This window comes from Allobosea eneae (assembly GCF_042657265.1).
GTDB lineage: Bacteria > Pseudomonadota > Alphaproteobacteria > Rhizobiales > Beijerinckiaceae > Allobosea > Allobosea eneae.
Window position 1 is genome coordinate 1 of sequence record NZ_JBHSLW010000035.1, and the last position, 21,997, is coordinate 21,997.

General features: G+C 66.8%; 28 protein-coding genes. 18 read left to right on the plus strand and 10 right to left on the minus strand.

All coding sequences use genetic code 11. From position 1 onward, the window contains the following. Positions 1 to 208 (minus strand): hypothetical protein (locus ACFPOB_RS21160; RefSeq protein ID WP_377800375.1); only part of this gene is annotated, 208 nt, incomplete at its 3' end. 164 nt (positions 209 to 372) lie between these two features. Between ACFPOB_RS21160 and ACFPOB_RS21165 the strand changes: the two genes are divergently transcribed. Both ACFPOB_RS21165 and ACFPOB_RS21170 read left to right on the plus strand, forming a co-directional pair. After that, positions 373 to 2,406 (plus strand): M23 family metallopeptidase, encoded by a 2,034-nt coding sequence (locus ACFPOB_RS21165; RefSeq protein ID WP_377800376.1) that lies wholly within the window; start codon positions 373 to 375, stop codon positions 2,404 to 2,406. A 25-nt stretch (positions 2,407 to 2,431) separates the two neighbouring features. Continuing rightward, positions 2,432 to 3,349, plus strand: coding sequence for an AEC family transporter (locus ACFPOB_RS21170; RefSeq protein WP_377800377.1), 918 nt, complete (start codon positions 2,432 to 2,434; stop codon positions 3,347 to 3,349). A 16-nt stretch (positions 3,350 to 3,365) separates the two neighbouring features. Here the strand turns inward: ACFPOB_RS21170 and gluQRS are convergent, their stop codons facing one another. Further along, positions 3,366 to 4,250, minus strand: a complete 885-nt coding sequence (gluQRS, locus tag ACFPOB_RS21175; RefSeq protein WP_377800378.1) for a tRNA glutamyl-Q(34) synthetase GluQRS — start codon at positions 4,248 to 4,250, stop codon at positions 3,366 to 3,368. 88 nt (positions 4,251 to 4,338) lie between these two features. On the opposite strand from gluQRS, the gene ACFPOB_RS21180 reads away from it, so the two are divergent. Beyond that, positions 4,339 to 4,980, plus strand: a complete 642-nt coding sequence (locus ACFPOB_RS21180) for a DNA-3-methyladenine glycosylase family protein (RefSeq protein ID WP_377800379.1) — start codon at positions 4,339 to 4,341, stop codon at positions 4,978 to 4,980. Between the two features lie 4 nt (positions 4,981 to 4,984). On the opposite strand, the gene ACFPOB_RS21185 is transcribed toward ACFPOB_RS21180, so the two are convergent. Together ACFPOB_RS21185 and ACFPOB_RS21190 are read right to left on the minus strand one after the other, a co-directional pair. Next, positions 4,985 to 5,755 (minus strand): HpcH/HpaI aldolase family protein, encoded by a 771-nt coding sequence (locus ACFPOB_RS21185; RefSeq protein WP_377800380.1) that lies wholly within the window; start codon positions 5,753 to 5,755, stop codon positions 4,985 to 4,987. A 144-nt stretch (positions 5,756 to 5,899) separates the two neighbouring features. Then, entirely contained in the window at positions 5,900 to 6,223 is a 324-nt protein-coding gene (locus ACFPOB_RS21190; protein WP_377800381.1) for a DUF1476 domain-containing protein, read from the minus strand. 341 nt (positions 6,224 to 6,564) lie between these two features. On the opposite strand from ACFPOB_RS21190, the gene purC reads away from it, so the two are divergent. The 5 genes from purC to ACFPOB_RS21215 all read left to right on the plus strand — a co-directional run bounded on the left by purC (position 6,565) and on the right by ACFPOB_RS21215 (position 9,366). After that, positions 6,565 to 7,359, plus strand: a complete 795-nt coding sequence (gene purC, locus ACFPOB_RS21195; protein ID WP_092163022.1) for a phosphoribosylaminoimidazolesuccinocarboxamide synthase — start codon at positions 6,565 to 6,567, stop codon at positions 7,357 to 7,359. A 41-nt stretch (positions 7,360 to 7,400) separates the two neighbouring features. Continuing rightward, positions 7,401 to 7,934: a hypothetical protein gene (locus ACFPOB_RS21200; protein ID WP_377800382.1), complete on the plus strand. Its 534-nt coding sequence runs from the start codon at positions 7,401 to 7,403 to the stop codon at positions 7,932 to 7,934. A gap of 65 nt (positions 7,935 to 7,999) precedes the next feature. Beyond that, positions 8,000 to 8,242, plus strand: coding sequence for a phosphoribosylformylglycinamidine synthase subunit PurS (purS, locus tag ACFPOB_RS21205; RefSeq protein WP_377800383.1), 243 nt, complete (start codon positions 8,000 to 8,002; stop codon positions 8,240 to 8,242). 3 nt (positions 8,243 to 8,245) lie between these two features. Then, positions 8,246 to 8,941 carry a phosphoribosylformylglycinamidine synthase subunit PurQ gene (gene purQ, locus ACFPOB_RS21210; protein ID WP_377800384.1) on the plus strand — a complete coding sequence of 232 codons (696 nt, stop codon included), beginning with the start codon at positions 8,246 to 8,248 and terminating at the stop codon, positions 8,939 to 8,941. Continuing rightward, positions 8,938 to 9,366, plus strand: coding sequence for a hypothetical protein (locus ACFPOB_RS21215; protein WP_377800385.1), 429 nt, complete (start codon positions 8,938 to 8,940; stop codon positions 9,364 to 9,366). The genes purQ and ACFPOB_RS21215 overlap by 4 nt, the downstream gene beginning before the upstream one ends. A 7-nt stretch (positions 9,367 to 9,373) precedes the next feature. Here the strand turns inward: ACFPOB_RS21215 and ACFPOB_RS21220 are convergent, their stop codons facing one another. From ACFPOB_RS21220 to ACFPOB_RS21235, 4 genes are all read right to left on the minus strand, one after another. Continuing rightward, positions 9,374 to 9,967, minus strand: coding sequence for a DsbE family thiol:disulfide interchange protein (locus ACFPOB_RS21220; protein ID WP_092163038.1), 594 nt, complete (start codon positions 9,965 to 9,967; stop codon positions 9,374 to 9,376). After that, positions 9,964 to 10,137, minus strand: coding sequence for a heme exporter protein CcmD (gene ccmD, locus ACFPOB_RS21225; RefSeq protein WP_377800386.1), 174 nt, complete (start codon positions 10,135 to 10,137; stop codon positions 9,964 to 9,966). The genes ACFPOB_RS21220 and ccmD overlap by 4 nt, the downstream gene beginning before the upstream one ends. Beyond that, entirely contained in the window at positions 10,134 to 10,892 is a 759-nt protein-coding gene (locus tag ACFPOB_RS21230; protein WP_377800387.1) for a heme ABC transporter permease, read from the minus strand. The genes ccmD and ACFPOB_RS21230 overlap by 4 nt, the downstream gene beginning before the upstream one ends. 109 nt (positions 10,893 to 11,001) lie before the next feature. Beyond that, positions 11,002 to 11,244 (minus strand): hypothetical protein, encoded by a 243-nt coding sequence (locus tag ACFPOB_RS21235; protein WP_377800388.1) that lies wholly within the window; start codon positions 11,242 to 11,244, stop codon positions 11,002 to 11,004. A 203-nt stretch (positions 11,245 to 11,447) separates the two neighbouring features. On the opposite strand from ACFPOB_RS21235, the gene ACFPOB_RS21240 reads away from it, so the two are divergent. After that, the gene (locus ACFPOB_RS21240; protein WP_377800389.1) at positions 11,448 to 11,678 is read left to right on the plus strand and encodes a hypothetical protein; all 231 of its coding nucleotides are present in this window, start codon (positions 11,448 to 11,450) and stop codon (positions 11,676 to 11,678) included. Between the two features lie 5 nt (positions 11,679 to 11,683). On the opposite strand, the gene ccmB is transcribed toward ACFPOB_RS21240, so the two are convergent. Both ccmB and ccmA read right to left on the minus strand, forming a co-directional pair. Beyond that, complete coding sequence (ccmB, locus tag ACFPOB_RS21245) at positions 11,684 to 12,349, minus strand: heme exporter protein CcmB (protein ID WP_377800390.1); 666 nt, start codon at positions 12,347 to 12,349, stop codon at positions 11,684 to 11,686. Positions 12,350 to 12,545: 196 nt separating this feature from the next. After that, positions 12,546 to 13,133 (minus strand): heme ABC exporter ATP-binding protein CcmA, encoded by a 588-nt coding sequence (gene ccmA, locus ACFPOB_RS21250; RefSeq protein ID WP_377800459.1) that lies wholly within the window; start codon positions 13,131 to 13,133, stop codon positions 12,546 to 12,548. A 269-nt stretch (positions 13,134 to 13,402) separates the two neighbouring features. On the opposite strand from ccmA, the gene acnA reads away from it, so the two are divergent. The 9 genes from acnA to ACFPOB_RS21295 all read left to right on the plus strand — a co-directional run bounded on the left by acnA (position 13,403) and on the right by ACFPOB_RS21295 (position 21,977). Further along, a complete protein-coding gene (gene acnA / locus ACFPOB_RS21255; protein ID WP_377800391.1) occupies positions 13,403 to 16,114 on the plus strand; it encodes an aconitate hydratase AcnA in 2,712 nt (903 codons plus the stop codon). Between the two features lie 189 nt (positions 16,115 to 16,303). Continuing rightward, positions 16,304 to 16,585 (plus strand): acyl carrier protein, encoded by a 282-nt coding sequence (locus tag ACFPOB_RS21260; RefSeq protein ID WP_066473700.1) that lies wholly within the window; start codon positions 16,304 to 16,306, stop codon positions 16,583 to 16,585. Positions 16,586 to 16,675: 90 nt separating this feature from the next. After that, positions 16,676 to 17,137, plus strand: a complete 462-nt coding sequence (locus ACFPOB_RS21265; protein WP_377800392.1) for a 3-hydroxyacyl-ACP dehydratase FabZ family protein — start codon at positions 16,676 to 16,678, stop codon at positions 17,135 to 17,137. 1 nt (position 17,138) lies between these two features. Continuing rightward, complete coding sequence (locus tag ACFPOB_RS21270) at positions 17,139 to 18,269, plus strand: beta-ketoacyl-ACP synthase (RefSeq protein WP_377800393.1); 1,131 nt, start codon at positions 17,139 to 17,141, stop codon at positions 18,267 to 18,269. An 11-nt stretch (positions 18,270 to 18,280) separates the two neighbouring features. Further along, the gene (locus ACFPOB_RS21275; RefSeq protein WP_377800394.1) at positions 18,281 to 19,564 is read left to right on the plus strand and encodes a beta-ketoacyl-ACP synthase; all 1,284 of its coding nucleotides are present in this window, start codon (positions 18,281 to 18,283) and stop codon (positions 19,562 to 19,564) included. Next, on the plus strand, positions 19,561 to 20,307 hold the full coding sequence (locus ACFPOB_RS21280; protein WP_377800395.1) for an SDR family NAD(P)-dependent oxidoreductase: 747 nt from the start codon (positions 19,561 to 19,563) through the stop codon (positions 20,305 to 20,307). The genes ACFPOB_RS21275 and ACFPOB_RS21280 overlap by 4 nt, the downstream gene beginning before the upstream one ends. 97 nt (positions 20,308 to 20,404) lie before the next feature. Continuing rightward, the gene (locus ACFPOB_RS21285; RefSeq protein WP_377800396.1) at positions 20,405 to 20,656 is read left to right on the plus strand and encodes a CopG family ribbon-helix-helix protein; all 252 of its coding nucleotides are present in this window, start codon (positions 20,405 to 20,407) and stop codon (positions 20,654 to 20,656) included. Continuing rightward, a complete protein-coding gene (locus ACFPOB_RS21290) occupies positions 20,653 to 20,937 on the plus strand; it encodes a type II toxin-antitoxin system RelE/ParE family toxin (protein ID WP_377800397.1) in 285 nt (94 codons plus the stop codon). The genes ACFPOB_RS21285 and ACFPOB_RS21290 overlap by 4 nt, the downstream gene beginning before the upstream one ends. Before the next feature lie 17 nt (positions 20,938 to 20,954). After that, positions 20,955 to 21,977, plus strand: a complete 1,023-nt coding sequence (locus ACFPOB_RS21295; RefSeq protein WP_377800398.1) for a zinc-binding dehydrogenase — start codon at positions 20,955 to 20,957, stop codon at positions 21,975 to 21,977. Positions 21,978 to 21,997: the final 20 nt, after the last annotated feature.

The following is a 21,997-nucleotide window of genomic DNA, read 5'->3' on the forward strand; positions in this document are numbered from 1 at the left end:
AGTAGAGCGGCCCCGCCAGCGGCGGCGCCGTCTCGATGGCCGCTTTATAGGAGCACCCCCGAGCCCCTGTCAACAACCCAAATGAAAGTTTTTCGACAAAGCCGCTTTTTTTATCCGGCTCGCGATTTCCGGCCGTTCTCCCGGTCTCCCAGCCCTTCCCGATCGCGGCAAACACCGACAGATAGCGGCCGCCCGCAAACAGCCGCAATTTTTCCTCACAGCAACGGCGACCGCGCAGGGCTTCACCGGGACCAGCCCGAGATTGATTCCCACGCGTGACGCAGGCATGCTCGCTCTATATAGGGTGCGTGCTCGTTAACGGCATCGAGCCCGGCGCCCGTCGGGCGTTTCAATGGATTCGCCAGACGCCCGATGAACGCCCCTCCGGATCTCAGAGCGCCGCATGAGCCGCTGACGCCGGAAGCGACGGCGCTGCTCGTCGATCTCGGGATCGAACCGCCGATTTCTCCCGGCGGCGCCACTCCTGCCGGCATGGACCGCCGCGGCGTCTCGCTGCGCTGGCTCGCCGCCTGTCTGCTCGTTGGCTCGTGCGGGGCGGCTCTCCTTGGCGGCGCCATCCTGGTCGCGGTGCGCGGCGACACCAGCTTCGCCGAGCGCCCCGAGCCCGTTACCCCGCATCAGACCACCTCGGCCGGCGGCGGTGCCCGCAAAGGCGACAAGCTCGTCGCCGAACAGCCGATCGCTTCGGCCCGGCACAGCGTGCGCGCGCCGATGTCCCAGCGCATCGGCGACCGCGAAGTCATAAGGGTGCGGCCCTTCGTCCGGCTGTCGACCAATCTGTCGCTGACCAGCGGCGTCTATGCCGCCAACATCCCGCCCTTCAATCCGCTGCGGCTCTTCGCCGAAGGCGCTCCCAGCGGCGAGCGCTATGCCGAGCCGGTCACCGAAATGCCGGATGCGGATGTCTCGATCACCAAGCGCGACCTCGCCGACCTGCCGATCACCCCCGGCAAGGCGAGCCTGACCGACGCCGACGTGGTGAACCAGATGGAGGAGGAGCGAGCCAACCTGGCCGCCGCCGACCGCCGAGCCGCGCTGCCGATCCCGCCGCAGCTGATGCTGAGCCGTACCCTGGCCCAGGGCAACCAGGCCGCCGGCGCCGGCAATCTCCTGTCCTACGCGCCCGCCACGGACACCTCCTTCTCGAACATCGAGGTTCGCGTCGTCCCGGAGAACGTGACGAATGCGCCGAAGACCCCGATCGCGGCCACCCGCGAGCCGCAGGTCGAGGAGAAGCTGCTGATCACCCGCCGCGGCGAGAATTTCGAGACCGTGGTACGCAATGCCGGCGCCAGTCGCGACCAGATCGTCGCGATGATGAAGGCGTTCGACGGCCGCGTGAAGGTCGCCGCCCTGCCCGAGGGCCAGGTGCTGCAGGCGCTGTTCGCGCCCGGCCCGCGCCCGGGCGACCCCCGCCAGATCATGCGTGTCGCCCTGCTCGACAACGGCCGGCCTTCCGCCGCCGTCGCGGTCAACGACAAGGGCCTGTTCGTTCCGGTCGCCCTGCCGAGAAGCGAAACGGTCGGCCCGCAGCAGAGATCGCAAGTCAGCTCGCAGGAGGACGAGGAGGACGAGGACGACGAGGCGGGCACTGGCGCACGGCTCTACGAGAGTCTCTATGAGACCGGGCTGCGCCACGATCTGCCGCGCCCGCTGATCGACGAGCTCGTCCGGATCTTCTCCTATGATCTCGATTTCCAGCAGCGCGTGCGCGGCGGCGACAATCTCGAGGTCATCTTCACCGACGACGACGAGGGCGAGCGTGCGGAAATCCTCTCGGCGAGCCTCACCGTCAACGGCGAGACCCGGCAGGTCTTCCGCTACCAGGCCCCGGAGGACGGGCTGATCGACTATTTCGACAGCGATGGCCGCTCGCTAAAGAAATTCCTGCTTCGCAAACCGATCACCGATGCCGAGATGCGCTCCGGCTTCGGCATGCGCTACCACCCGATCATGCGTTATTCGAAGATGCATACCGGCATCGACTGGGCCAACAAGATCGGCACGCCGATCCTGGCCGCCGGCAACGGCACGATCATCAAGGCGGAATGGGATTCCGGCTATGGCCGACGCATCGAGATCCAGCATGCCAACGGCTATGTCACCACCTATTCGCACCAGTCGGCCTTCGCCAAGGGCATTGCGCCCGGCGTCAAGGTCCGGCAGGGCCAGGTGATCGGCTTCCTCGGCAATACCGGCCTCTCGACCGGGCCGCATCTGCACTACGAGGTCATGGTCAACGGCAACTTCGTCAACCCGATGAAGATCAAGGTGCCGCGCGGCCGCGAGCTCGACGGCCGGGCGCTCGCCGAATTCAAGCGCCAGCGTGACGAGGTCCTGGGCCTGATCGAGAAGGCCGGAGGCCAGACTGCGCAATTGCGCTGAGATTCACCCTCCTGCCCGCGGGCCAATGCTGTCCTCCCTCATCATCGTTCTTCCCGTCTTCGGCCTGATCGCCATCGGCTACGGCACGCGCTGGCTGAAGCTGTTGCGGGAAACGACGGGCGAGGGTCTCTCCGACTTCGTCTTCGTCCTCGCCATCCCCTGCCTATTGTTCAAGACGCTGGCGACGGCCACGATCCCTCCCGACCAGCCCTGGGGCTACTGGATCTCCTATTTCGCCGGCCTCGCCGTTGTCTGGCTGATCGCCCAGTTCGTCGCGCGACGCTTTTTTGCCCGTAAAGGTCCTGAGCTCGTCGTGTCCGGCTTCGCCGCAGCGCAGTCGAATACCGTGTTCGTCGGCATCCCGATGATCCTGAAGGCTTACGGCGACGCGGGCGCGGTCCCGCTCAGCCTGCTCCTCGCGGTGCATCTGCCGGTGACCATGACGGCTGCGACCCTGCTCGCCGAAGGCCGCGGCACCTCGCCTCTCCTGCTGCTCCGGCGCTTGTTCACCCATCCGATCGTCGTCGGCATCCTGCTCGGCAGCGCCGTGCGCCCCTTCGTCGGCATGATCCCGGCGCCGCTCTGGTCGATCGTCGACCTGATCGCCGGCGCCGCCGTCCCTTGCGCGCTGGTCAGCCTCGGCATCGCGCTGCGGCGCTACGGCCTCGCGTCGGGGATCGGACTGCCGGCGATCCTCAGCTTCCTCAAGCTCATCCTGCACCCTCTGATCGTCTTCCTGCTGGCGACCAAGGTGTTCGCCATGCCGGTGGCCTGGGCCGGCGTCGCCGTGCTCTTCGCCGCCTGTCCCTGCGGCATCAACGCCTATCTCTTCGCCGAGCGCTACAAGCAGGGCGTCGCCGACGCCTCCAGCGCGATCGCGCTCTCGACCGGGCTGTCGCTCTTCACCACGATCGGCTGGCTGACGTTTTTGGGTGTCGGCTGATCGGGATCGAACGATTTTACGTGAAACCGAGCTGCTGCCGGATCGCCTCGGGCGTCACCCCCTCCGCCCGCAAATCGGCTAGGGCCCGGGACAGCCGGCTTTTCGCCAGCTTCTGCCCGGTCTCGTCGCTGAGCAGCCGGTGAAAATGATAGCGCGGCACGGCCAAGCCGAGCAGGTGCTGCAGCAGGAGATGGATGTCGGTCGCCGCCTCCAGGTCCTTGCCGCGCACGACATGGCTGACATTCTGTAGAGCGTCGTCCACGACCACGGAGAGATGATAGCTCGTCGGCACGTCCTTGCGCGCCAGTACGACATCGCCCCAGCGCGCGGGATCGACGCGAATGTCGCGCTCCTCGCCCGCTTCGTCGAACAGGCGATAGGAGAGCCTTTCGCCGGCCGCTCGCGCCAAGGCCCGGTCCATGGCCAGGCGCAGCACATGCGGCTCGCCCGCCTCCCGGCGTCGGCGAAGCTCGGCTTCGCCCAGGGAGCGGCATGTCCCCGGATAGAGTGGCGCGCCATCGGGATCGCGCGGCCAGCGCTTTCCGGCCTCGGCTTCGCACCGACGCACGTCGTCTTTCACCTCCTGGCGCGAGCAGAAACAGGGATAGACCAGCCCCATCGCATCGAGCCGGTCCAACGCGCGGCGATAATCGTCGAAATGCAGGGATTGCCGCCGCACCTGCGGCTTAAAGCCGATGCCGAGCCAGGCGAGGTCGTCACGAATGCCCTGCTCGAACTCCGGCCGACAGCGGGCGAGGTCGATATCCTCGATCCGCAGCAGGAGCGTGCCGCCCAAGCGCTTCGCCAGGCGCTCGTTCATCAGCGCCGAATAGGCATGGCCGAGATGCAGGCGCCCGTTCGGGCTCGGCGCGAACCGGAAGATCGGAGAAGACGATGCCATCGACTCCTGTCTATGGTCCCGCGCCCCCCTCGCAAAGCCCGGACTCCTGACAGGACCGGAACCGACGATCGGCATAGACCGAACCAGCATGACCACGATCACCTGCAACGCCGATCTCGAAGAAGGCATGGCCGCCCTCGCCACGCTCGATCCCGTCTGGGGGCGGATCATCGCCCGCACCGGCATTCCGCCTCTGCGCCGGCGCGACAGCGGCTTCGTCAGCCTCGCCTCGATCATCGTCTCGCAGCAGCTCTCGGTGGCGAGCGCCCACGCGGTCTGGGCCCGGGTCGAGAGCGTGCTCAGTCCCTTGACGCCGGACCGTGTCCTCGTTGCCAGCGACGAGGAGATGCGGCTGTCGGGGCTGTCGCGGCCGAAGCAGAAGACCCTGCGCGCCGTCGCCGCGGCGATCACCGAGAACCGGCTTGACCTCACTTCGCTGGAGACCGCGACACCGGAGTTCGTCCACGCACATATGACCGCCGTCTCCGGCATCGGTCCGTGGACGGCGGACGTCTATCTGCTGTTCTGCCTCGGCCATCGCGACGGCTTCGCCGCCGGCGACCTTGCCGTGCAGGAGGCGGCGAAGGTCGCTTTCGATCTGCCGCTGCGGCCGAAGCCGGCCGAGCTGACCGAGCTGGCCGAAGCCTGGCGGCCCTGGCGAGGCGTTGCCGCACGCCTGCTCTGGGCCTATTACGCCGCGCTGAAATCGCGCGAGGGCATCAGCGCCTGAAGCGTCAGCCGCGCGCGATCCTCAGCGCAGCCTGCGCCGCGTGACGCAGGAAGCCCGTATCGCTCATCACGGTGACCAAACGGGCGCCGAGTGCGACACCTTCCGCGGCCCGTTCGGCGCTCGCAGCATAGAAGGCGACCGGCTTCTTCACGGCATTGGCCCGCGCCACGATGTGGCGCAGCGCATCGTCGACCTCCTTGGCCGAGGCATTGACGGACGCGCCGCCCGACAGCGCGATCGAGAGATCGGACGGACCGACGAAGAGCGCATCGATCCCGTCGATGGCAAGGATGTCGTCGACGATCGCCATCGCCTCGCGGGTCTCGATCATCGCGAAGGTCAGCGAGAAATCATTGGCCTGATTGAGATAGCCGTTCTGGTCGAGGCCGGAGGCGCCGAGCCCGCCATAGCTGCCCCAGCTGCGCTCGCCGAGCGGCGGATACTTGGCATAGGCCGCGAGCCGGCGGGCATCCTCCATGGTGTTGATCATCGGCGCGATCACGCCGGAGGCGCCGGAATCGAGCAGCTTCGAGACGTTCTGGAACTCGCCGACCGGTATGCGCGCGATCGCCGGCTTGCCGGCGGCGTTGATCAGCGGGATCGCCCGGATCACTTCGGCGAGCGTGATCGGCCCGTGCTGCATGTCGAGCGTGACCGCGTCGAAATCCTCCTGCGCCAGGATCGCGGCGATGCTCGGATCGGGCAGTCCGCACCAGGCGGAGAGCAGCGTCTCGCCCTTGGCGAGACGATCGGCGAGCGAGGACAGCACGGTCATGAGCGCATTCTTCCGGTTGCCCGCTCTTCACCAACGGCGGGTCCATGAATCCTGGACCGAACCGGCGGCGAAAGGCAAACGATGCGGCATGCGCCATGCTCAAGGGCGCAATGCGGCAAGAGCCGCATTGCGCCCGAAGCTCGTTTAGCGGCCGGCCTGGATCTCGTCGGCGGCCTTGATCAGGAGCTCGGTCATCGTGCGGCGGATCTCGTCGTCCGCGACCGTGACGCCGCCGGCGGCGAAATCGGCCTTGACCTTGCGCAACACGTCGTCGTCGCCCGCCTCTTCGAAATCGGCGAGCACGACCGACTTGGCATAGGCATCGGCGTCGGCGCCGCCCTTGCCGAGCTTGTCGGCCGCCCACAGGCCGAGCAGCTTGTTGCGCCGGGCCGTCGCCTTGAAGCGCAACTCCTCGTCATGCGCGAACTTGTTCTCGTAGGCGTCCTTGCGCTGGTCGAAGGTGGTCATCTGGCTCTTATCCTCTTCGGAGCGGCAATCTTGCTGCGGCGCGATATCAGCTTCGCCATATAGCAATGTGATGGCGGTGCGGGCTAGAGGCCAGGCACTCCTCAACCGAAGACGCCAGGAAAGCGGCAGACCGCGCCGCTTTTCCGGCCTTTGTTGCGTTTGCGGCGCGAAAGGGCCATATAGCGCCAAGCGTGGAAGGCCCGATCGGGCTCCTCCCGCATGAACCAGCCAGACCGGCGCGCCAAGATCGAACTCGACAGAGCAACGGGATTGCGCGAGAGCGTGCTGAACAAGGCCATGATCCCGCCGCGGGCGACCGCGACCAGAGAGAGGCCGACCCTTTGGATTTCCTCAAGCCACGGTATATCCCGATGAACCGCCGCCGTCGCATTTACGAAGGCAAGGCGAAGGTCCTCTATGAGGGACCGGAGCCTGGAACGCTGATCCAGCATTTCAAGGACGACGCGACCGCCTTCAACGCCAAGAAGCACGAAGTGATCGACGGCAAGGGCGTGCTCAACAACCGCATCTCCGAGCACATCTTCAGCAATCTCAACGATATCGGCGTGCCCACGCACTTCATCCGTCGGCTGAACATGCGCGAGCAGCTGATTCGCGAGGTCGAGATCATCCCGCTCGAGGTCGTGGTCCGCAATGTCGCGGCCGGCTCGCTCTCGACCAAGCTCGGCATCGAGGAAGGCACGCAGCTGCCGCGCTCGATCATCGAGTTCTACTACAAGAACGATGCGCTCGGTGACCCGATGGTCTCCGAAGAGCACATCACCGCCTTTGGCTGGGCGACGCCGCAGGAAATCGACGACATCATGGCGCTCGCCATCCGCGTCAACGATTTCCTCTCCGGCCTGTTCCTCGGCGCCGGCATCCGCCTGGTCGACTTCAAGATGGAGTGCGGCCGGCTCTGGGAAGGCGACATGATGCGTATCGTCGTCGCCGACGAGATCAGCCCCGATTCCTGTCGTCTCTGGGACATCCGCTCCAAGGACAAGATGGACAAGGATCGCTTCCGCCGCGACCTCGGCGGTCTGATCGAGGCCTATACCGAAGTGGCGCGCCGCCTCGGCATCCTCGGCGAGAACGAAAAGCCGGGCCCGACCGGGCCGCGCCTCGTGCAGTGAGCGTGACGGCTACCGGAACTCCGACGACCGCACGGGAGCGCTTGCGCTCCCGTTTGCGTTTCGGCGCGCTCGCGCTCGGCCTGCTGCTGGTCTCCGGCTGCGCCGACCATTTCGGGCCGGGCCTGGTCCAGCTCGCTGCCGGGCGCGGCTGGGAGCCGCTGCCGATCCAGAACTGGGTCGTGAACGACGGCATCAACCCGAAAGCGATGGTCTTCTGCACGCCACAGGACTGCGCCCGTCCGGGCGTCGCCGCGTTGCTGAGCTTTGACGGCCGCGAGGCCGCCGACATGGCGAGGGTGCTCGCGCTCGACCCGACCCGGCTGGCGCGGGAGTTCTCGAAGCGCCCCAAGGCGAAGCAGGCGCAGAAGCCGAAGAGCACCACCACCGTCTCGCGCTTCAAGCAGGACGGCACAGACGGCATTCTGGTCGAGATTCGCGCCAACGATGGCGGCCGCTTGGCTGCGACCGCGATCCTCTACGCGCGCAAGGACAATGCGCTATCCATGGCGATCGCGGTCACCGACGATTCGCAGGCCGCCCAGGATTTCGCCCGCGCCACCTGGGCGAGTCGCTGAAGTGGTTGAGCCGGCATCGATTCACCGTTAAGCGAACCGACAAGCGCCCTGTTCCGGAGATCACGATGAAAGCCCGCGTCACCGTCACCCTCAAGACCGGCGTGCTCGACCCGCAGGGCAAGGCGATCGAGGGCGCGCTGAAATCCCTCGGCATCGACGGCGTCGGCTCGGTCCGCCAGGGCAAAGTCTTCGACATCGAGCTCGACGGCTCGGACAAGACCGCGGCGGAAGCCGCCCTCAAGGCCGCCTGCGAGAAGCTCCTCGCCAACACCGTGATCGAGAACTACCGCGTCGAGATCGGAGCCTGATCGATGCGCGCCGCCGTCATCACCTTCCCCGGCTCGAACCGCAACGGCGACGTCGCCAAGGCCCTGCGCCAAGCCGGCGCTCATGTCGACCACGTTTGGCATGGCGACCATGAGCTGCCCGCCGGAACCGATCTCGTCGTGCTGCCGGGCGGCTTCTCCTATGGCGATTATCTGCGCTGCGGCGCCATCGCCGGCCGCGCCCACATCATGGACGCGACGCGGGCCCATGCGGCGCGCGGCGGCCTCGTGCTCGGCATCTGCAACGGCTTCCAGATCGCTTGCGAGGCTGGTCTCCTGCCGGGTATCCTCGTCCGCAACGCCAATCTGAAATTCGTCTGCAAGCGCCAGCACCTCAAGGTCGAGCGCAACGACACCGCCTTCACCTCGGCTTATGCCAAGGGTCAGGTGATCGACGTCTGCATCGCCCATGGCGAAGGCAACTATATCTGCGATCCCGAGACCCTCGCCCGGCTCGAAGGCGAGGGCCTCGTCGCCTTCCGCTATTGCGACGCCGAAGGCCAGATCACGGCCGAGGCCAATCCGAACGGCTCGCTCAACGGCATCGCCGGCATCTACTCAGCCGGCCGCAACGTGCTCGGCCTGATGCCGCATCCGGAGAATCTGATCGACGGCCTCGTCGGCGGCACCGACGGCCGCGGCATGTTCGAAAGCCTGGTCGGCGGCAAGAAGGCAGCGTGAGCGAGGCGCCCCCGCTCGTCGAGGGCCGCCAGCCACTCGTTCCGGACTGGAGTCTGGTGCTGCCTTTCCCGATGGCCCGCCGCGTCGAGGATGGCTCACTGGTCTTCTGGCATAGTCCGCGCGGCCTGACCTTCTGGCTCAACGCTTACGATGCCGGCGAGCCGGACGACGCACTCGCCGAATGGCAGGAAATTCATGCCTCCGCCGCCTTCGATCTGATCGAGGAGCGTGAGACCGACTTCATCCGTTTCGCTTACCGCCTTGATGAGGGCGAGGAAGACGGACGCCAGCCGGCATTCTACGGTTTCGCCTGCGCCCGCGATGGCGGACAGATCCACATCGCCGCCTATTTTGATGATCCGGGCCTGCTCGATGCCGTGCTCGCGACTTGGCGCAGCCTGCGCTTCGGCCCGGCCCTGCAGTAAAGCGATCTCAGCTGCCCTTTTGCGCCCGCGCCAGCATGCGTGACGCAGCCGCACCGTCGAGCGGGCCGACATGCTTCTCCAGAATGCGCCCGTCCGGACCGATCAGGAAAGTTTCGGGCACGCCATAGACACCCCAGTCGATCGCCGCGCGCCCGGCACGATCGACACCGACGGCCGAATAGGGATTGCCGAGCGCGCCGAGGAAGCGGCGGGCATTCTCGGCCTCGTCCTTGTAGTTGAAGCCGACCAGCGCGACCTTGCCCTGCTTCACCGCGGGCGATTCGGCCATCGCGACCAGGAAGGGATGCTCGACCCGGCAGGGCGCGCACCAGCTTGCGAAGACGTTGACGATCGTCGCCCTGCCCTTGGCCAGATCGGCCATGCTGAAGCTGGGAACGGGCTGGCCGTCGCGCAGCAGGCCTTCGAGCGGGGCCAATGTCACCGCCGGGGCGGGCTTGCCGATCAGGGCCGATGGAACCTTGCTGGCGTCGCCAGAGAACAGCCCCTTGGCGAACACCGCCGCCAGCGCCGCGAAGACCAGTAATGGGATGGCGTAGAGCCAGGGCGAGCGTCGCGCCGGCGTGGCGGTGGCCTCGCTCATGACGACACCCCACCCCGACGGCCGGCGCCACGTTCCTCCAACGCCGCGAGCGCCCGCCGCTGGGCACGCCGGTCGAGCAGGATCGCAGTGGCAAGGCCAGCGAGGATCACGGCCGCCGCCAGATAGGCGGCAAGGATGAAGCCGGCATGAGGCCCGAGCCCGTCCGTCATTGCGCTGCCTGCAGCGAAAGCCGGTCGAGCCGCTCGGCCTCGAAGATCGTCAGCGTCCGCACCCGCCGGCGCAGGATTTCGGCCTGCATGGCGGCGCAGTGCAGCGCCAGCGCCAGCAACGTGAAGCCGAGGGCGGTGATCACCAGCGGCCAGAGCATCGAGGCATGGATCGTCGGTCCGCCCAAGCGCAGGACCGAGGCCGGCTGGTGCAGCGTGCTCCACCAGTCGACCGAGAACTTGATGATTGGGATGTTGACGCAGCCGACCAGCGTCAGGATCGCGACGGCGCGCCCGGCCCGCGAGGGCTCGTCGATGGCCCGGCGCAGCGCGATCAGGCCGAGATAGATCAGGAACAGCACCAGCATCGAGGTCAGGCGCGCATCCCAGACCCAATAGGTGCCCCACATCGGCTTGCCCCAGAACGAGCCGGTGAGCAGGCAGATCAGCGTGAAGCAGGCGCCGATCGGCGCCGCCGCCTGCTGGGCCACGTCGGCGAGCGGATGGCGCCAGACCAGCACGCCGAGCGCCGACAGCGCCATCATCGAATAGAACATCAGCGCCAGCCAGGCAGCCGGCACATGGATGTACATGATCTTGATGGTCTCACCCTGCTGATAGTCGGGCGGCGCGACGAACCAGACGAGATAGAAGCCGATGGCGAGCAACAGCGCCGCCGCGCCGGCAAGCCAGGGCAGCAACACGCTCGACAGGCGCATGAAGCGCGCCGGGTTGGCCAGTTCGGTAAGGCTCGCCATGAAGGGGGTGGCCGGCTCTGCTCTTCTTTCGACCAGAGAGCATGTAGCAATCGCCGGCCCGGCTCACAATCGAGGAGCAGTACCTGCGACGATGACGCCGCTGGCCGCGCTACTCCTTTTCGGGCGCGCTCACTGTCGTGCGCTCCTCGCCGTCGAGAACCCCGAAGCTGCCCGACCTGGCGCCTTCCGCTGCGACGGTAAATCCTTCCGCCAGAAGACCCCGGCGCAAAAGCTCGCGCACCGCCGCTGCACGGCTCGGCATGCGCTTGTCGAAGCGCCAGTTCTCGACGGCGCGGAGCTCTTCCGCGCTGAGCATGATCTGCAATCGTTCGCCGCGTTCCAGCTCGGACATGGCGCGCTCCCACCGCGCTAGGAATGAGTAAGTAGCGAGATAGGTGCAAGCTGCTCGTTGGCAAGGGGAAGCGTAAGCGGCGTCACCTTGGCGTCATGCAGCATATGCGCTCCCAGCGCTACTTACTAACCAATTGAAATTATTCAGTTTTTCCTTACATCGCTATGATTTCTGCGCTATTCATCGATGCAGGAGGGATTGTCATGTTCATCACGCTATCCGATCCCATGCGACAAGACATCGAAACGGCCGTGCGCCTGAGGGCCGGTGAATCGCGTGTTGTCGACGTCTTCGGCGTGGCTGAAGAAGTCCAGCGTCGCTTCGTCGACGACAATGTCGCGCTCGAGGATATCGCTGCCGTTGTCGCCCGGCTGGCAACCCAATCCGGCTGCGCACTCGAACTCGACAGCGGCGAGATGCTGTCCGAAATCTGAAAGCCTCAATCCGGCTGGCGCAGCGCCGCCGCCGCCGCGATGCAGCCGACCACAGCGGCCATCAGCGACAACGCCGCCAGGATCAGCAGCGGGCTCTGCAGCGGCATCGGCCCACGGGTCGCGCTGGAGGCCGAAACACCGAAGATCAGTACGGGCACGCAAAGCGGCGCGACCAGGACCGGCAGGATCAGGCCGCCACGGCGCAGGCTCGCCGTCAGCGCCGCCGCCGCCGCGCCGATGAAGCTCAGCGCCGGGGTGCCCAAGGCGAGACTCGCGGTCAGCGGCAGCACGCCTTGTGCCGGCAGCGCGACGAGCAGCCCGAGCATCGGCGCAGCCAATGTCAGCGGCAGGCCGGTGGTCAGCCAATGCGCCAGCGCCTTGGCGAAGACGGCGAGCTCCAATGGCAGCGGCGCGCTTCGGATCAGGTCGAGCGAGCCGTCCTCCTCATCGGCCTGGAACAGCCGGTCGAGCCCGATCAGCGTCGCCAGCAACGCCCCGAGCCAGAGGATAGCCGGGCCGATCCGCGACAGCAGGTTGAGGTCGGGCCCGAGCGCGAACGGGATCAGCACCACGACGGTCAGGAAGAAGACGAGCGCGAGCTCGCCGCCGCCGCCGGCCCGGACAGCCAAAGCAAGATCGCGCCTGAGAATGGCGAGGAAGGCGCGGCTCATCGCGATCCCTTTCGGCAGGGACGTGAACCGCGACCGTCATTCCGGGGCTTCGCGCCAGCGAAGAGCCCGGAACCCAGAACCGATGCCCAATCTCGAAATGTCCCCCGATTGCCGCGCTTCGGCGAACAGCCGCATCGGTTCTGGGTTCCGGGCTCAGGCCTGCGGCCTGCCCCGGAAAGACGGGCGTCACGAACGCTCACGGGCCGATCCTGAGTTCGCGCGCGCCGTCGAGGCCGAGCGGGCCGTGGGTCGCCGCCAGGATCGCACCGCCAGCCGCAAGATGCCCCTGCATCAATTGTGACAGCATCGCCTGCGAGCCGATGTCGAGCGCCGCCATCGGCTCGTCGAGCAACCAGATCGGCCGCGACGACACCAGCAGCCGCGCCAGCGCCACGCGACGGCGCTGGCCGGCCGAGAGATAGCCGACCGGCAGAGCTCCGGCATGCGGCAGGCCGACCATCGCGAGCGCCTCGCTTGGGCTCAGGCCGGGCGCGCCCAGCAGCTCTCGCGCGAAACGCAGGTTCTCGGCGGCGGTCAGCGTGGTTTTGAGTCCGTCGCGATGGCCGACCAGATGAGCCGCTTCGTCCAACGGCAGATCATCCAGCCCTTCAAGCCGGATCGAACCAGCCTCGGGCCGCAGGCGCCCGCACATCATGGCGATCAGGCTCGACTTGCCGGCGCCGTTGCGGCCGGTGAGCGCGATCGCCTCGCCATTTTCCAGACGAAAGCCGACGCCGTCGAAGATCGCGCGACCACCGCGGCGGCAGGCGAGCGCTTCGGCCATCAGGGCGAAGGTCTGGAATCGAATCTGCGTCACGCCGAGCCTGTCTTCCGAAGCGTCATTAGCTCTTCATCCGACGCATATCGAGCCTGTAGCGGGCTTCTTGGAATTGATCTATAGAACCCGTGGCTACGCCGCACGCCGATCCGGCGCGGGGCTCGGGCACTCCCGGGGCGGCGTGCGCGTCATGCGCAACAGGCCTTCGACCGGATTCATCCGCCAGGAGGAATTCGGCTCGTGACCGCAACCCCTTGATCAGGATGTAAGCCAAAATGGCCTCGCTCGATTCATTCAAGTGCCGCAAGACGCTGACCGTCGGCACGAAGAAATACGTCTATTACTCGCTCAAGGCGGCCGAGAAGAACGGCCTCGCCGGCATTTCCAAGCTCCCCTTCTCGATGAAGGTGCTGCTCGAGAACCTGCTGCGCTTCGAGGACGGCCGCTCGGTCACCAAGGCCGACATCGAATCTTTCGTCGGCTGGCTCAGCGACAAGGGCAAGGCCGGCAAGGAGATCGGCTTCCGTCCCGCCCGCGTGCTGATGCAGGACTTCACCGGCGTTCCGGCGGTGGTCGATCTCGCCGCGATGCGTGACGGCGTCGTCGCGCTCGGCGGCGATCCCAAGAAGATCAACCCGCTGGTGCCGGTCGACCTCGTCATCGACCACTCGGTCATCGTCGACGAGTTCGGCTCGCCCAAGGCCTTCAAGCAGAACGTCGACCTCGAATACCAGCGCAATGGCGAGCGTTATCGCTTCCTGAAATGGGGCCAGGGCGCCTTCGACAATTTCCGCGTCGTCCCGCCCGGCACCGGCATCTGCCACCAGGTCAACCTCGAATATCTCGCCCAGACCGTCTGGACGGCGAAGGAGAAGGTGAAGAAGGGCAAGAAGACCGAGACCGTCGAGGTCGCCTATCCCGACACCGTGGTCGGCACCGACTCGCACACCACCATGGTCAATGGCCTCGCCGTGCTCGGCTGGGGCGTTGGCGGCATCGAGGCCGAGGCCGCCATGCTCGGCCAGCCGCAGTCGATGCTGCTGCCCGAGGTGATCGGCTTCAAGCTCACCGGCAAGCTCAAGGAAGGCATCACCGCGACCGACCTCGTGCTGACGGTCACGCAGATGCTGCGCAAGAAGGGCGTCGTCGGCAAGTTCGTCGAGTTCTTCGGCCCCGGCCTCTACAATCTGACGCTGGCCGACCGCGCAACGATCGCCAATATGGGCCCGGAATACGGCGCCACCTGCGGCTTCTTCCCGGTCGACGCCGAGACGCTGAACTATCTGGAGACCACCAGCCGCAAGGCTGCCCGCGTCGCGCTGGTCGAGAAGTATGCGAAGGCCCAGGGGCTGTTCGCCACCCGCTCGACGCCCGACCCGGTCTTCACCGACACGCTCGAGCTCGACCTGAATACCGTCCAGGCCTCGATGGCCGGCCCGAAGCGTCCGGAAGGCCGCGCCGATCTCGGCGCGATCAAGAGCGGCTTCGCCGCAGCGATGGATACGGACTACAAGAAGGGTGGCGAGCTCTCCCGCCGCGTCAAGGTCGAGGGTGAGACCTTCGATCTCGGCCATGGCGACGTCGTCATCGCCGCCATCACCTCCTGCACCAACACCTCGAACCCGTCGGTGCTGATGGCTGCCGGCCTGCTCGCCCGCAACGCCGTGGCCAAGGGCCTCAAGGTCAAGCCCTGGGTCAAGACCTCGCTGGCCCCCGGCTCGCAGGTCGTCGCCGAGTATCTCGCCAAGGCCGGCCTGCAGAAGGACCTCGACAAGCTCGGCTTCAACCTGGTCGGCTTCGGCTGCACCACCTGCATCGGCAATTCCGGCCCGCTGCCGGCCCCGATCTCGAAGGCGATCAACGATCAGGGCCTGATCGCCGGCGCCGTGATCTCGGGCAACCGCAACTTCGAGGGCCGCGTCTCGCCGGACGTGCAGGCGAACTACCTGGCATCGCCGCCGCTGGTCGTCGCCTATGCGCTGGCAGGGTCCGTGCAGATCGACCTCACGACCGAACCGCTCGGCACGGGCAAGGACGGCAAGCCGGTCTATCTCAAGGACATCTGGCCTTCCAACAAGGAGATCCAAGCCTTCATCGCCAAGAACGTCACCAAGGCGATCTTCAAGGCGAAGTATGCCGACGTCTTCAAGGGCGACGCCAACTGGCAGAAGGTCAAGGCTCCGACTGGCCAGACCTATGCCTGGGACGACAAGTCGACCTATGTCCAGAACCCGCCCTATTTCCGCGGCATGGGCAAGCAGCCGGCTCCGGTCACCGAAATCGTCGGCGCCCGCATCCTCGGCCTGTTCGGCGACAAGATCACCACCGACCACATCTCGCCGGCCGGTTCGATCAACGCCGCCTCGCCGGCCGGTGCCTATCTCACCGAGCATGGCGTCGCCGTCGCGGACTTCAACCAGTACGGCACGCGCCGCGGCAATCATGAGGTGATGATGCGCGGTACCTTCGCCAATATCCGCATTCGCAACCACATGATGGGCCCGAACGGGCGCGAGGGCGGCTACACCATCCACTATCCCAGCAAGGAAGAGCTGCCGATCTACGACGCGGCGATGCGCTACCAGGCCGAGAAGGTGCCGCTGGTGATCTTCGCCGGCGTCGAATACGGCAACGGTTCCTCGCGTGACTGGGCCGCCAAGGGCACCAACCTGCTCGGCGTCAAGGCCGTGATCGCCCAGAGCTTCGAGCGCATCCACCGCTCGAACCTGGTCGGCATGGGCGTCGTGCCGTTCACCCTGCAGGAGGGCACCAGCTGGGCCTCGCTCGGCCTCAAGGGCGACGAGACCGTGACGATCAAGGGCCTCGCCACCGTCAAGCCGCGCCAGATGCTCGAAGCCGAGATCACCTATGCCGACGGCAAGGTGAAGAAGGTTCCGATCCTCTGCCGCATCGATACGCTGGACGAGCTCGACTACTTCAAGAACGCCGGCATCTTGCACTACGTGCTACGCGGCATCGCGGCGTAACTCCAGGACGCCGATACTATAGGCGCCCGGCCGCAAGCCGGGCGTCTCTCTTTTGCCGTGACGGTTGTCCAATCTTGCACTCAGGTGTAAGGGGGCGGTCACAGTATCCTCGGCGGGGGGCTTGGGGCAGGCGCGGGGCGAACGCGCCCGGACGCCATCCGCCATCATCATTCACGACGGAGCATCCGCATGTCCGCCACGTTCGAGACGGTCGCCGGCATCATTTCGGAAACTTGCGACATTCCTCGCGAGAAGATCACGCCCCAGAGCCACGCGATCGACGATCTCGGCATCGACTCCCTCGCCTTCCTCGACATCGCCTTCGCGATCGATAAGGCCTTCGGCATCAAGCTGCCGCTCGAGCAGTGGACCCAGGAGGTTAACGAAGGCAAGGCGCCGGCCGAGCAGTATTTCGTGCTCGAGAACCTGTGCAAGCGCATCGACGACCTCGTCGCCGCCAAGGCCGCCTGAGCCTACCCCGGCCCGCCAGGGCCGCCGTTAAAGGTTGAAACGCCGCAAGCGGGGCTAGACCCCGATCGCGGCGAGACGGGTTGGAGCCGCATGCGCCTCGAATATTTCGACATGATCGACAAGGTCGAGCGCTTCGATCCGGCGGCCAAGCGGATCCTGACCCGCTCGACCGTTCCGGCGACAAGCCCGGTCTTCGAGGGCCATTTTCCCGGCCATCCGCTCGTTCCCGGCGTCCTGCTGACCGAGACCATGGCGCAGGCCTCCGGTTATCTTCTGCTCGGGCTCAACGGCCTGACGCAGATGCCGTTCCTGATGATGGTCGACAAGGCGCGCTTCCGCACCTTCGTCGAACCCGAGGCCGTGCTCGACGTCAGCGCCGAGCTCGTCCACGAGGGTTCCGGCTACGCCGCGACCAAGGCGAAGATCGCCATCGCCGGCAAGCCGATCTGCGATGCCGAGCTGCGTTTCCGCCTGATGCCGTTCCCCGCCGATATGCGCACCTTGATGCAGAGCCGCATCGCCGCCATCGGCCTCTCCCCGGAGGCAGCCTGACATGGCCCGCGACGTCGTCATCACCGGCATCGGCCTCGCCTCCAGCCTCGGCGAGGGCATCGAACCGCATGCGCAGGCGCTCGCCGACAATGCCACTCCCGTCGTCGATACTCAGAGCTTTGCGCCCTACCCGCTGCACCCGCTGAAGCCGCTCGAGCTCGACAAGCAGATCCCGAAGAAGTCCGACCAGCGCCAGATGGAGCCCTGGCAGCGCCTCGGCGTCTATGCCGCCGGCCTTGCCCTCGACGATGCCGGGCTGAAGGAGGATGCCGAGGCCAAGAGCCAGCTCCAGGTCATCGTCGCCGCCGGTGGCGGCGAGCGCGACCATGCCGTCGACGCCGCCATCCTGTCCGGCCTGCGCAACGCCAACCGGCCGGGCGCCTTCCTCAACGAACGGCTGATGGGCGATCTCAGGCCGACATTGTTCCTGGCCCAACTCTCCAACCTGCTCGCCGGCAATATCGGTATCGTCCACGGCATCACCGGCGCCTCGCGCACGCTGATGGGCGAGGAGCAGGCCGGCGTCGACGCGATCCGCACCGCCCGGGCCCGGATCGCGGCCGGCCAGGCCGACATCATCCTCGTCGGCGGCGCCTACAACGCCGAGCGCCGTGACATGCTGCTGCTTTTCGAGCTCGGTGGCTTCCTGCGCGCCGGCAATTTTGCTCCCGTCTTCACCCGCAGCGACGCGCCCGGCATGATCACCGGCAGTGCCGGCGCCTTCCTCGTGCTCGAATCCGCCGAACGTGCCGCGGCGCGCGGCGCCCGGGCGCATGCCTGCCTCAGCCACGCAGGCGCCCATCGCAGCCGCCGCCAGCCCGGCTCGGTCGCCAAGACGCTCGACGAATTGCTCTCCGGCTTCGGCCCGATCGGCGCCGACGCGCTGGCGATCTCGGCCGCGACCGGCTGCGCCGGGATCACCGAGGAAGAGGCCGCGGCGATCGCCAAGGCCGCCCCCAAGGCGCGCCGCGTCGCCACCGGCGACCTCGTCGGTCATGCCATCGAAGCCGCTTTTCCGATCTCGGTCGCGCTCGCCGCGTCCGCGCTCTCGACCGGTGCGGCGAATGAGGCGATCGTCACCGGCGCTGCCCATTGGCGCGGCGAAGGCGTCGCCCGTCTGGTCAAGGCTTAAGGAGAGGCGTCATGGGTGCAAGCCATCGCGACAGCCAGGGCCGGCCGATCGTCGCCGTCACCGGCCTCGGTATCGTCACCTCGCTCGGCCAGGGCAAGGACGCAAACTGGGAGGCCCTGACCGCGGGCCGCTCCGGCATCCACCGCATCGAGCGCTTCCCGACCGAGGGCTTGCGCACCACCATCGCCGCGACCGTCGACTTCCTGTTCGACGGCTCTTTTGCGGCCCCGGAGCTCTCCGAGAAGCTCGCCACGCTCGCCGCTGAGGAAGCGGTCGCGCAGAGCGGTCTCGGCGAAACCGGCGATTTCCCGGGTGAGCTCTTCATGGCGGTTCCGCCGGTCGAGATGGAATGGCCGCAAAAGCAGGAACTGGCGCAGGCGGTGGATGGCGATACCGACTACGACGCGCTGCTGCGCGTCGCCGCCCGCCACAAGCACAAGGCGATGCACGAGCTCTTCCTGTTCGGCGGCGTCGCCGAGCACATCGCGGAGAAGTTCGGCACCAAGGGCTCGCCGATCTCGCTCTCGACCGCCTGCTCCTCGGGCGCGACAGCAATCCAGATGGGCGTCGAGGCGATCCGCCGCGGCGAGACAGAGGCCGCGCTCTGCATCGGCACCGACGGCTCGGTCCATGCCGAGGCGCTGATCCGCTTCTCCTTGCTCTCGGCGCTGTCGACTCAGAACGATCCACCCGAAGCTGCCGCCAAGCCGTTCTCGAAGAACCGCGACGGCTTCGTCATGGGCGAAGGGGCCGGCGCGCTGGTGCTGGAGGACTACGACCACGCCTTGGCGCGCGGCGCCACCATCCTCGGCATCGTCGCCGGCTGCGGCGAACGTGGCGACGGCTTCCACCGTACCCGCTCGAGCCCGGACGGCAAGCCGGCGATCCTCGCCATGCAGGACGCCCTCGCCGACGCCGGCCTCACCGCGGATGATGTCGACTACATCAACGCGCACGGCACCTCGACGCCTGAGAACGACAAGATGGAGGCGATGAGCTGCTCCGCCGTCTTCGGCGAGCGCATGGCAAAACTGCCGATCTCCTCGAACAAGTCGATGCTCGGCCACACGCTGACGGCGGCCGGCGCGGTCGAGGCGGTGATCTCGCTCATGACCATCGCCAATGGCCGCATCCCGCCGACAATAAACTACCACACGCCCGATCCCGCGATCGCGCTTGACGTGATCCCGAACCAGGCCCGCGACGCTAAGGTGCGTACCGTGCTGTCGAACTCCTTCGGCTTCGGCGGCCAGAACACCTGCCTCGTCCTGACCGCCGGACCATCGGCGGCATGACCCGGGTCCTCGTCACCGGCGGCGCCAAGGGCGTCGGCGCCGCGATCGTACGGGCTCTCGTGGCCGCTGGCCACGATGTCGACTTCACCTACCGCTCCTCGGGCGAACAGGCGCAGGCCCTCGCCGCCGAGATCACAGACGCCGCGGCCGGCCGAGTTGTGCGCGCCCTGCCGCTCGACCTGTCCGACAAGCCGGCGCTCGACTCCTTCTGCGAGACGGTCGAGGGGGAGAGCTATTTCGGCTTCATCCACAATGCCGGCCAGCCCTATGACACGCTTGCCGCCATGCTGGTGCAGGACAAGGCGGAAGCCGCGATGCAGGTCAATTTCTGGGCCTTCACCCGCCTCGCCAAGAGCCTGATGCGCGGCATGATCCGCACCAAGGCCGGCCGCATCGTCGCGATCGGCTCGGTCGCGGCCCTGCGCGGCAACCCCGGCAACGCCGCCTATGCGGCCTCCAAGGGCGCGCTGATCTCCTATGCCAAGACGCTGGCGGTCGAGACCGGCAAGCGCGGCGTCACCGTCAACGTGATCGCGCCGGGCTTCGTCGACACCGACATGATGGCGCCCTACGCCGCCTATCGCAACAAGATGGAAGGCCAGATCCCGGCCGGCCGCTTCGCCAAGCCGGAAGAGGTCGCAGGCCTCGTTGCCTTCCTGATGAGCCCGCCTGCCGCCTATATCACCGGCACGGTCCTGCCGATCGATGGCGGCCTGACCGCCCATCTCGGCGTGCATCGCTGAGAGCGCTCCAACGCTTCACGTGAAACATGGTAAACGCGCAGTGCTTGGCGGGGCGCGCTGAACCGCCTATGTTCACTGCGAACCGGAGTGAACCATCATGACGGCAGCCTTCACCATCCGCCTCGATGACGAGACCCTTGCCAAGCTCGACGCGCTGGCGGCAGACACCGACCGCTCGCGCAACTGGCTCGTGGCGAAGGCGATCCAGGACTATGTCGAGCTGAATGCCTGGCAGATCCAGCGGATCAAGGAGGGCATCGCCGAAGCCGACCGAGGCGAATTCGCGACTGAAGAAGAGCTCGACGCAATCGAAGCCAAGCTGCAAGCCATGATCGACGCTGGCCGATGAAAGTCATCTGGACGGCCCGCGCCCGGGTCGAGCTTGATGAAATCGCGGACTACGTCGCACCGATCAGCGCCTCAGCCGGTTTGGCTCTTGTGCGCCGCCTCAGGCAGGCGGGAAAACAGCTCGGCGAGCATCCCCATATGGGAAGGCCGGGGCGTGTCGATGGGAGCCGCGAGCTCGTCGTGAACGGAACGCCCTATGTCCTGCCCTATCGCGTCAGCGAGGGCCGCGTCGAAATCCTCGCCGTCATTCACACCTCCCGGCAATGGCCGGACCAGCTCTGATAAGGTTCGAACCTCCCATGCTCTCGCTCCAGCTCCATGGCGACCGCGACCTCCGCCTCGAACAGATCGAGCCTCCGGCCCCGCCCGCGCCAGGCGAGGTCCAGATCCGCGTCCGTGCCGTCGGGCTGAACTATCTCGACCTCTGGGGCTTCCGCGGCATGGCCTTCGCCAAGCGCAAGATGCCGCAGGCGGCCGGCGTCGAGGCGGCCGGCGAGGTCGTCGCGGTCGGCGAGGGCGTCTCGCGCTTCCGCGAGGGCGATACCGTGACGATGTACGGCGCCGAGACCTGCGGCCATTGCAAGGCCTGCCGCGAAGGTCGCGACAATCTCTGCGAGAACGTCGCCGGCATCATGGGCTTCCATATCGACGGCTTTGCCCGCGAGCTGATCAACCGCCCCGAGCGGCTGGTGATCAAGGCGCCGGCGGGCGTCAGCTTCGAGGAGGCCGCCTGCGCGCCGATCGGCTTCGGCACGGTCCAGCACATGCTGTTCGACAATGCCAGGCTCGAGCCTGGCGAATCGGTGCTTGTTCACGCCGGCGGCTCCGGCATCGGCACGGCAGCGATTCTGATGGCCAAGGCGATCGGCTGCACCGTCTACACCACCGTCGGCGACGACGAGAAGGGCGAAAAGGCCAAGGCGCTCGGCGCCGATTTCGTCGTCAACTACAAGACCGAGCGCTTCGAGGGCGAGGTCCGGCGCCTGACCAAGCGCAAGGGCGTCGACGTCGTCTTCGAGCATGTCGGCGCCGACACCTGGAACGGCTCGCTGCTCTGCCTGAAGCGCGGCGGCCGGCTCGTCACCTGCGGTGCCACTTCGGGTGCCTCGACGACGATGAATCTGATGCAGCTCTTCCAGCAGCAATACCGCATCACCGGCTCCTTCGGCTGCCGGATCGAGAACATCGCGCAATCGCTCGAGAAGATGGCTGCCGGGATGAAGCCGGTGATCGATTCGGTCTTCCCCCTTGCCGAGTTCGAGCAGGGCCTCGCCCGGATCGAAGGCCGCAAGGTCTTCGGCAAGGTCATCGTCACGCTCTGAACGACCCTATGAGCCGGCGC

Coding starts and splice junctions, on each gene's coding strand:
- purS (WP_377800383.1), top strand. CDS start 8,000: ATGAAAGCCCGCGTCACCGTCACCCTCAAGACCGGCGTGCTCGACCCG.
- ACFPOB_RS21285 (WP_377800396.1), top strand. CDS start 20,405: ATGACGGCAGCCTTCACCATCCGCCTCGATGACGAGACCCTTGCCAAG.
- ACFPOB_RS21260 (WP_066473700.1), top strand. CDS start 16,304: ATGTCCGCCACGTTCGAGACGGTCGCCGGCATCATTTCGGAAACTTGC.
- ACFPOB_RS21190 (WP_377800381.1), bottom strand. CDS start 6,223: ATGACCACCTTCGACCAGCGCAAGGACGCCTACGAGAACAAGTTCGCG.
- ACFPOB_RS21235 (WP_377800388.1), bottom strand. CDS start 11,244: ATGTCCGAGCTGGAACGCGGCGAACGATTGCAGATCATGCTCAGCGCG.
- acnA (WP_377800391.1), top strand. CDS start 13,403: ATGGCCTCGCTCGATTCATTCAAGTGCCGCAAGACGCTGACCGTCGGC.
- ccmA (WP_377800459.1), bottom strand. CDS start 13,133: ATGGCCGAAGCGCTCGCCTGCCGCCGCGGTGGTCGCGCGATCTTCGAC.
- ACFPOB_RS21230 (WP_377800387.1), bottom strand. CDS start 10,892: ATGGCGAGCCTTACCGAACTGGCCAACCCGGCGCGCTTCATGCGCCTG.
- ACFPOB_RS21220 (WP_092163038.1), bottom strand. CDS start 9,967: ATGAGCGAGGCCACCGCCACGCCGGCGCGACGCTCGCCCTGGCTCTAC.
- ACFPOB_RS21295 (WP_377800398.1), top strand. CDS start 20,955: ATGCTCTCGCTCCAGCTCCATGGCGACCGCGACCTCCGCCTCGAACAG.
- ACFPOB_RS21275 (WP_377800394.1), top strand. CDS start 18,281: ATGGGTGCAAGCCATCGCGACAGCCAGGGCCGGCCGATCGTCGCCGTC.
- gluQRS (WP_377800378.1), bottom strand. CDS start 4,250: ATGGCATCGTCTTCTCCGATCTTCCGGTTCGCGCCGAGCCCGAACGGG.
- ACFPOB_RS21165 (WP_377800376.1), top strand. CDS start 373: ATGAACGCCCCTCCGGATCTCAGAGCGCCGCATGAGCCGCTGACGCCG.
- ACFPOB_RS21280 (WP_377800395.1), top strand. CDS start 19,561: ATGACCCGGGTCCTCGTCACCGGCGGCGCCAAGGGCGTCGGCGCCGCG.
- ACFPOB_RS21290 (WP_377800397.1), top strand. CDS start 20,653: ATGAAAGTCATCTGGACGGCCCGCGCCCGGGTCGAGCTTGATGAAATC.
- purQ (WP_377800384.1), top strand. CDS start 8,246: ATGCGCGCCGCCGTCATCACCTTCCCCGGCTCGAACCGCAACGGCGAC.
- ccmD (WP_377800386.1), bottom strand. CDS start 10,137: ATGACGGACGGGCTCGGGCCTCATGCCGGCTTCATCCTTGCCGCCTAT.
- ccmB (WP_377800390.1), bottom strand. CDS start 12,349: ATGAGCCGCGCCTTCCTCGCCATTCTCAGGCGCGATCTTGCTTTGGCT.
- ACFPOB_RS21240 (WP_377800389.1), top strand. CDS start 11,448: ATGTTCATCACGCTATCCGATCCCATGCGACAAGACATCGAAACGGCC.
- ACFPOB_RS21170 (WP_377800377.1), top strand. CDS start 2,432: ATGCTGTCCTCCCTCATCATCGTTCTTCCCGTCTTCGGCCTGATCGCC.
- ACFPOB_RS21265 (WP_377800392.1), top strand. CDS start 16,676: ATGCGCCTCGAATATTTCGACATGATCGACAAGGTCGAGCGCTTCGAT.
- ACFPOB_RS21180 (WP_377800379.1), top strand. CDS start 4,339: ATGACCACGATCACCTGCAACGCCGATCTCGAAGAAGGCATGGCCGCC.
- ACFPOB_RS21185 (WP_377800380.1), bottom strand. CDS start 5,755: ATGACCGTGCTGTCCTCGCTCGCCGATCGTCTCGCCAAGGGCGAGACG.
- ACFPOB_RS21270 (WP_377800393.1), top strand. CDS start 17,139: ATGGCCCGCGACGTCGTCATCACCGGCATCGGCCTCGCCTCCAGCCTC.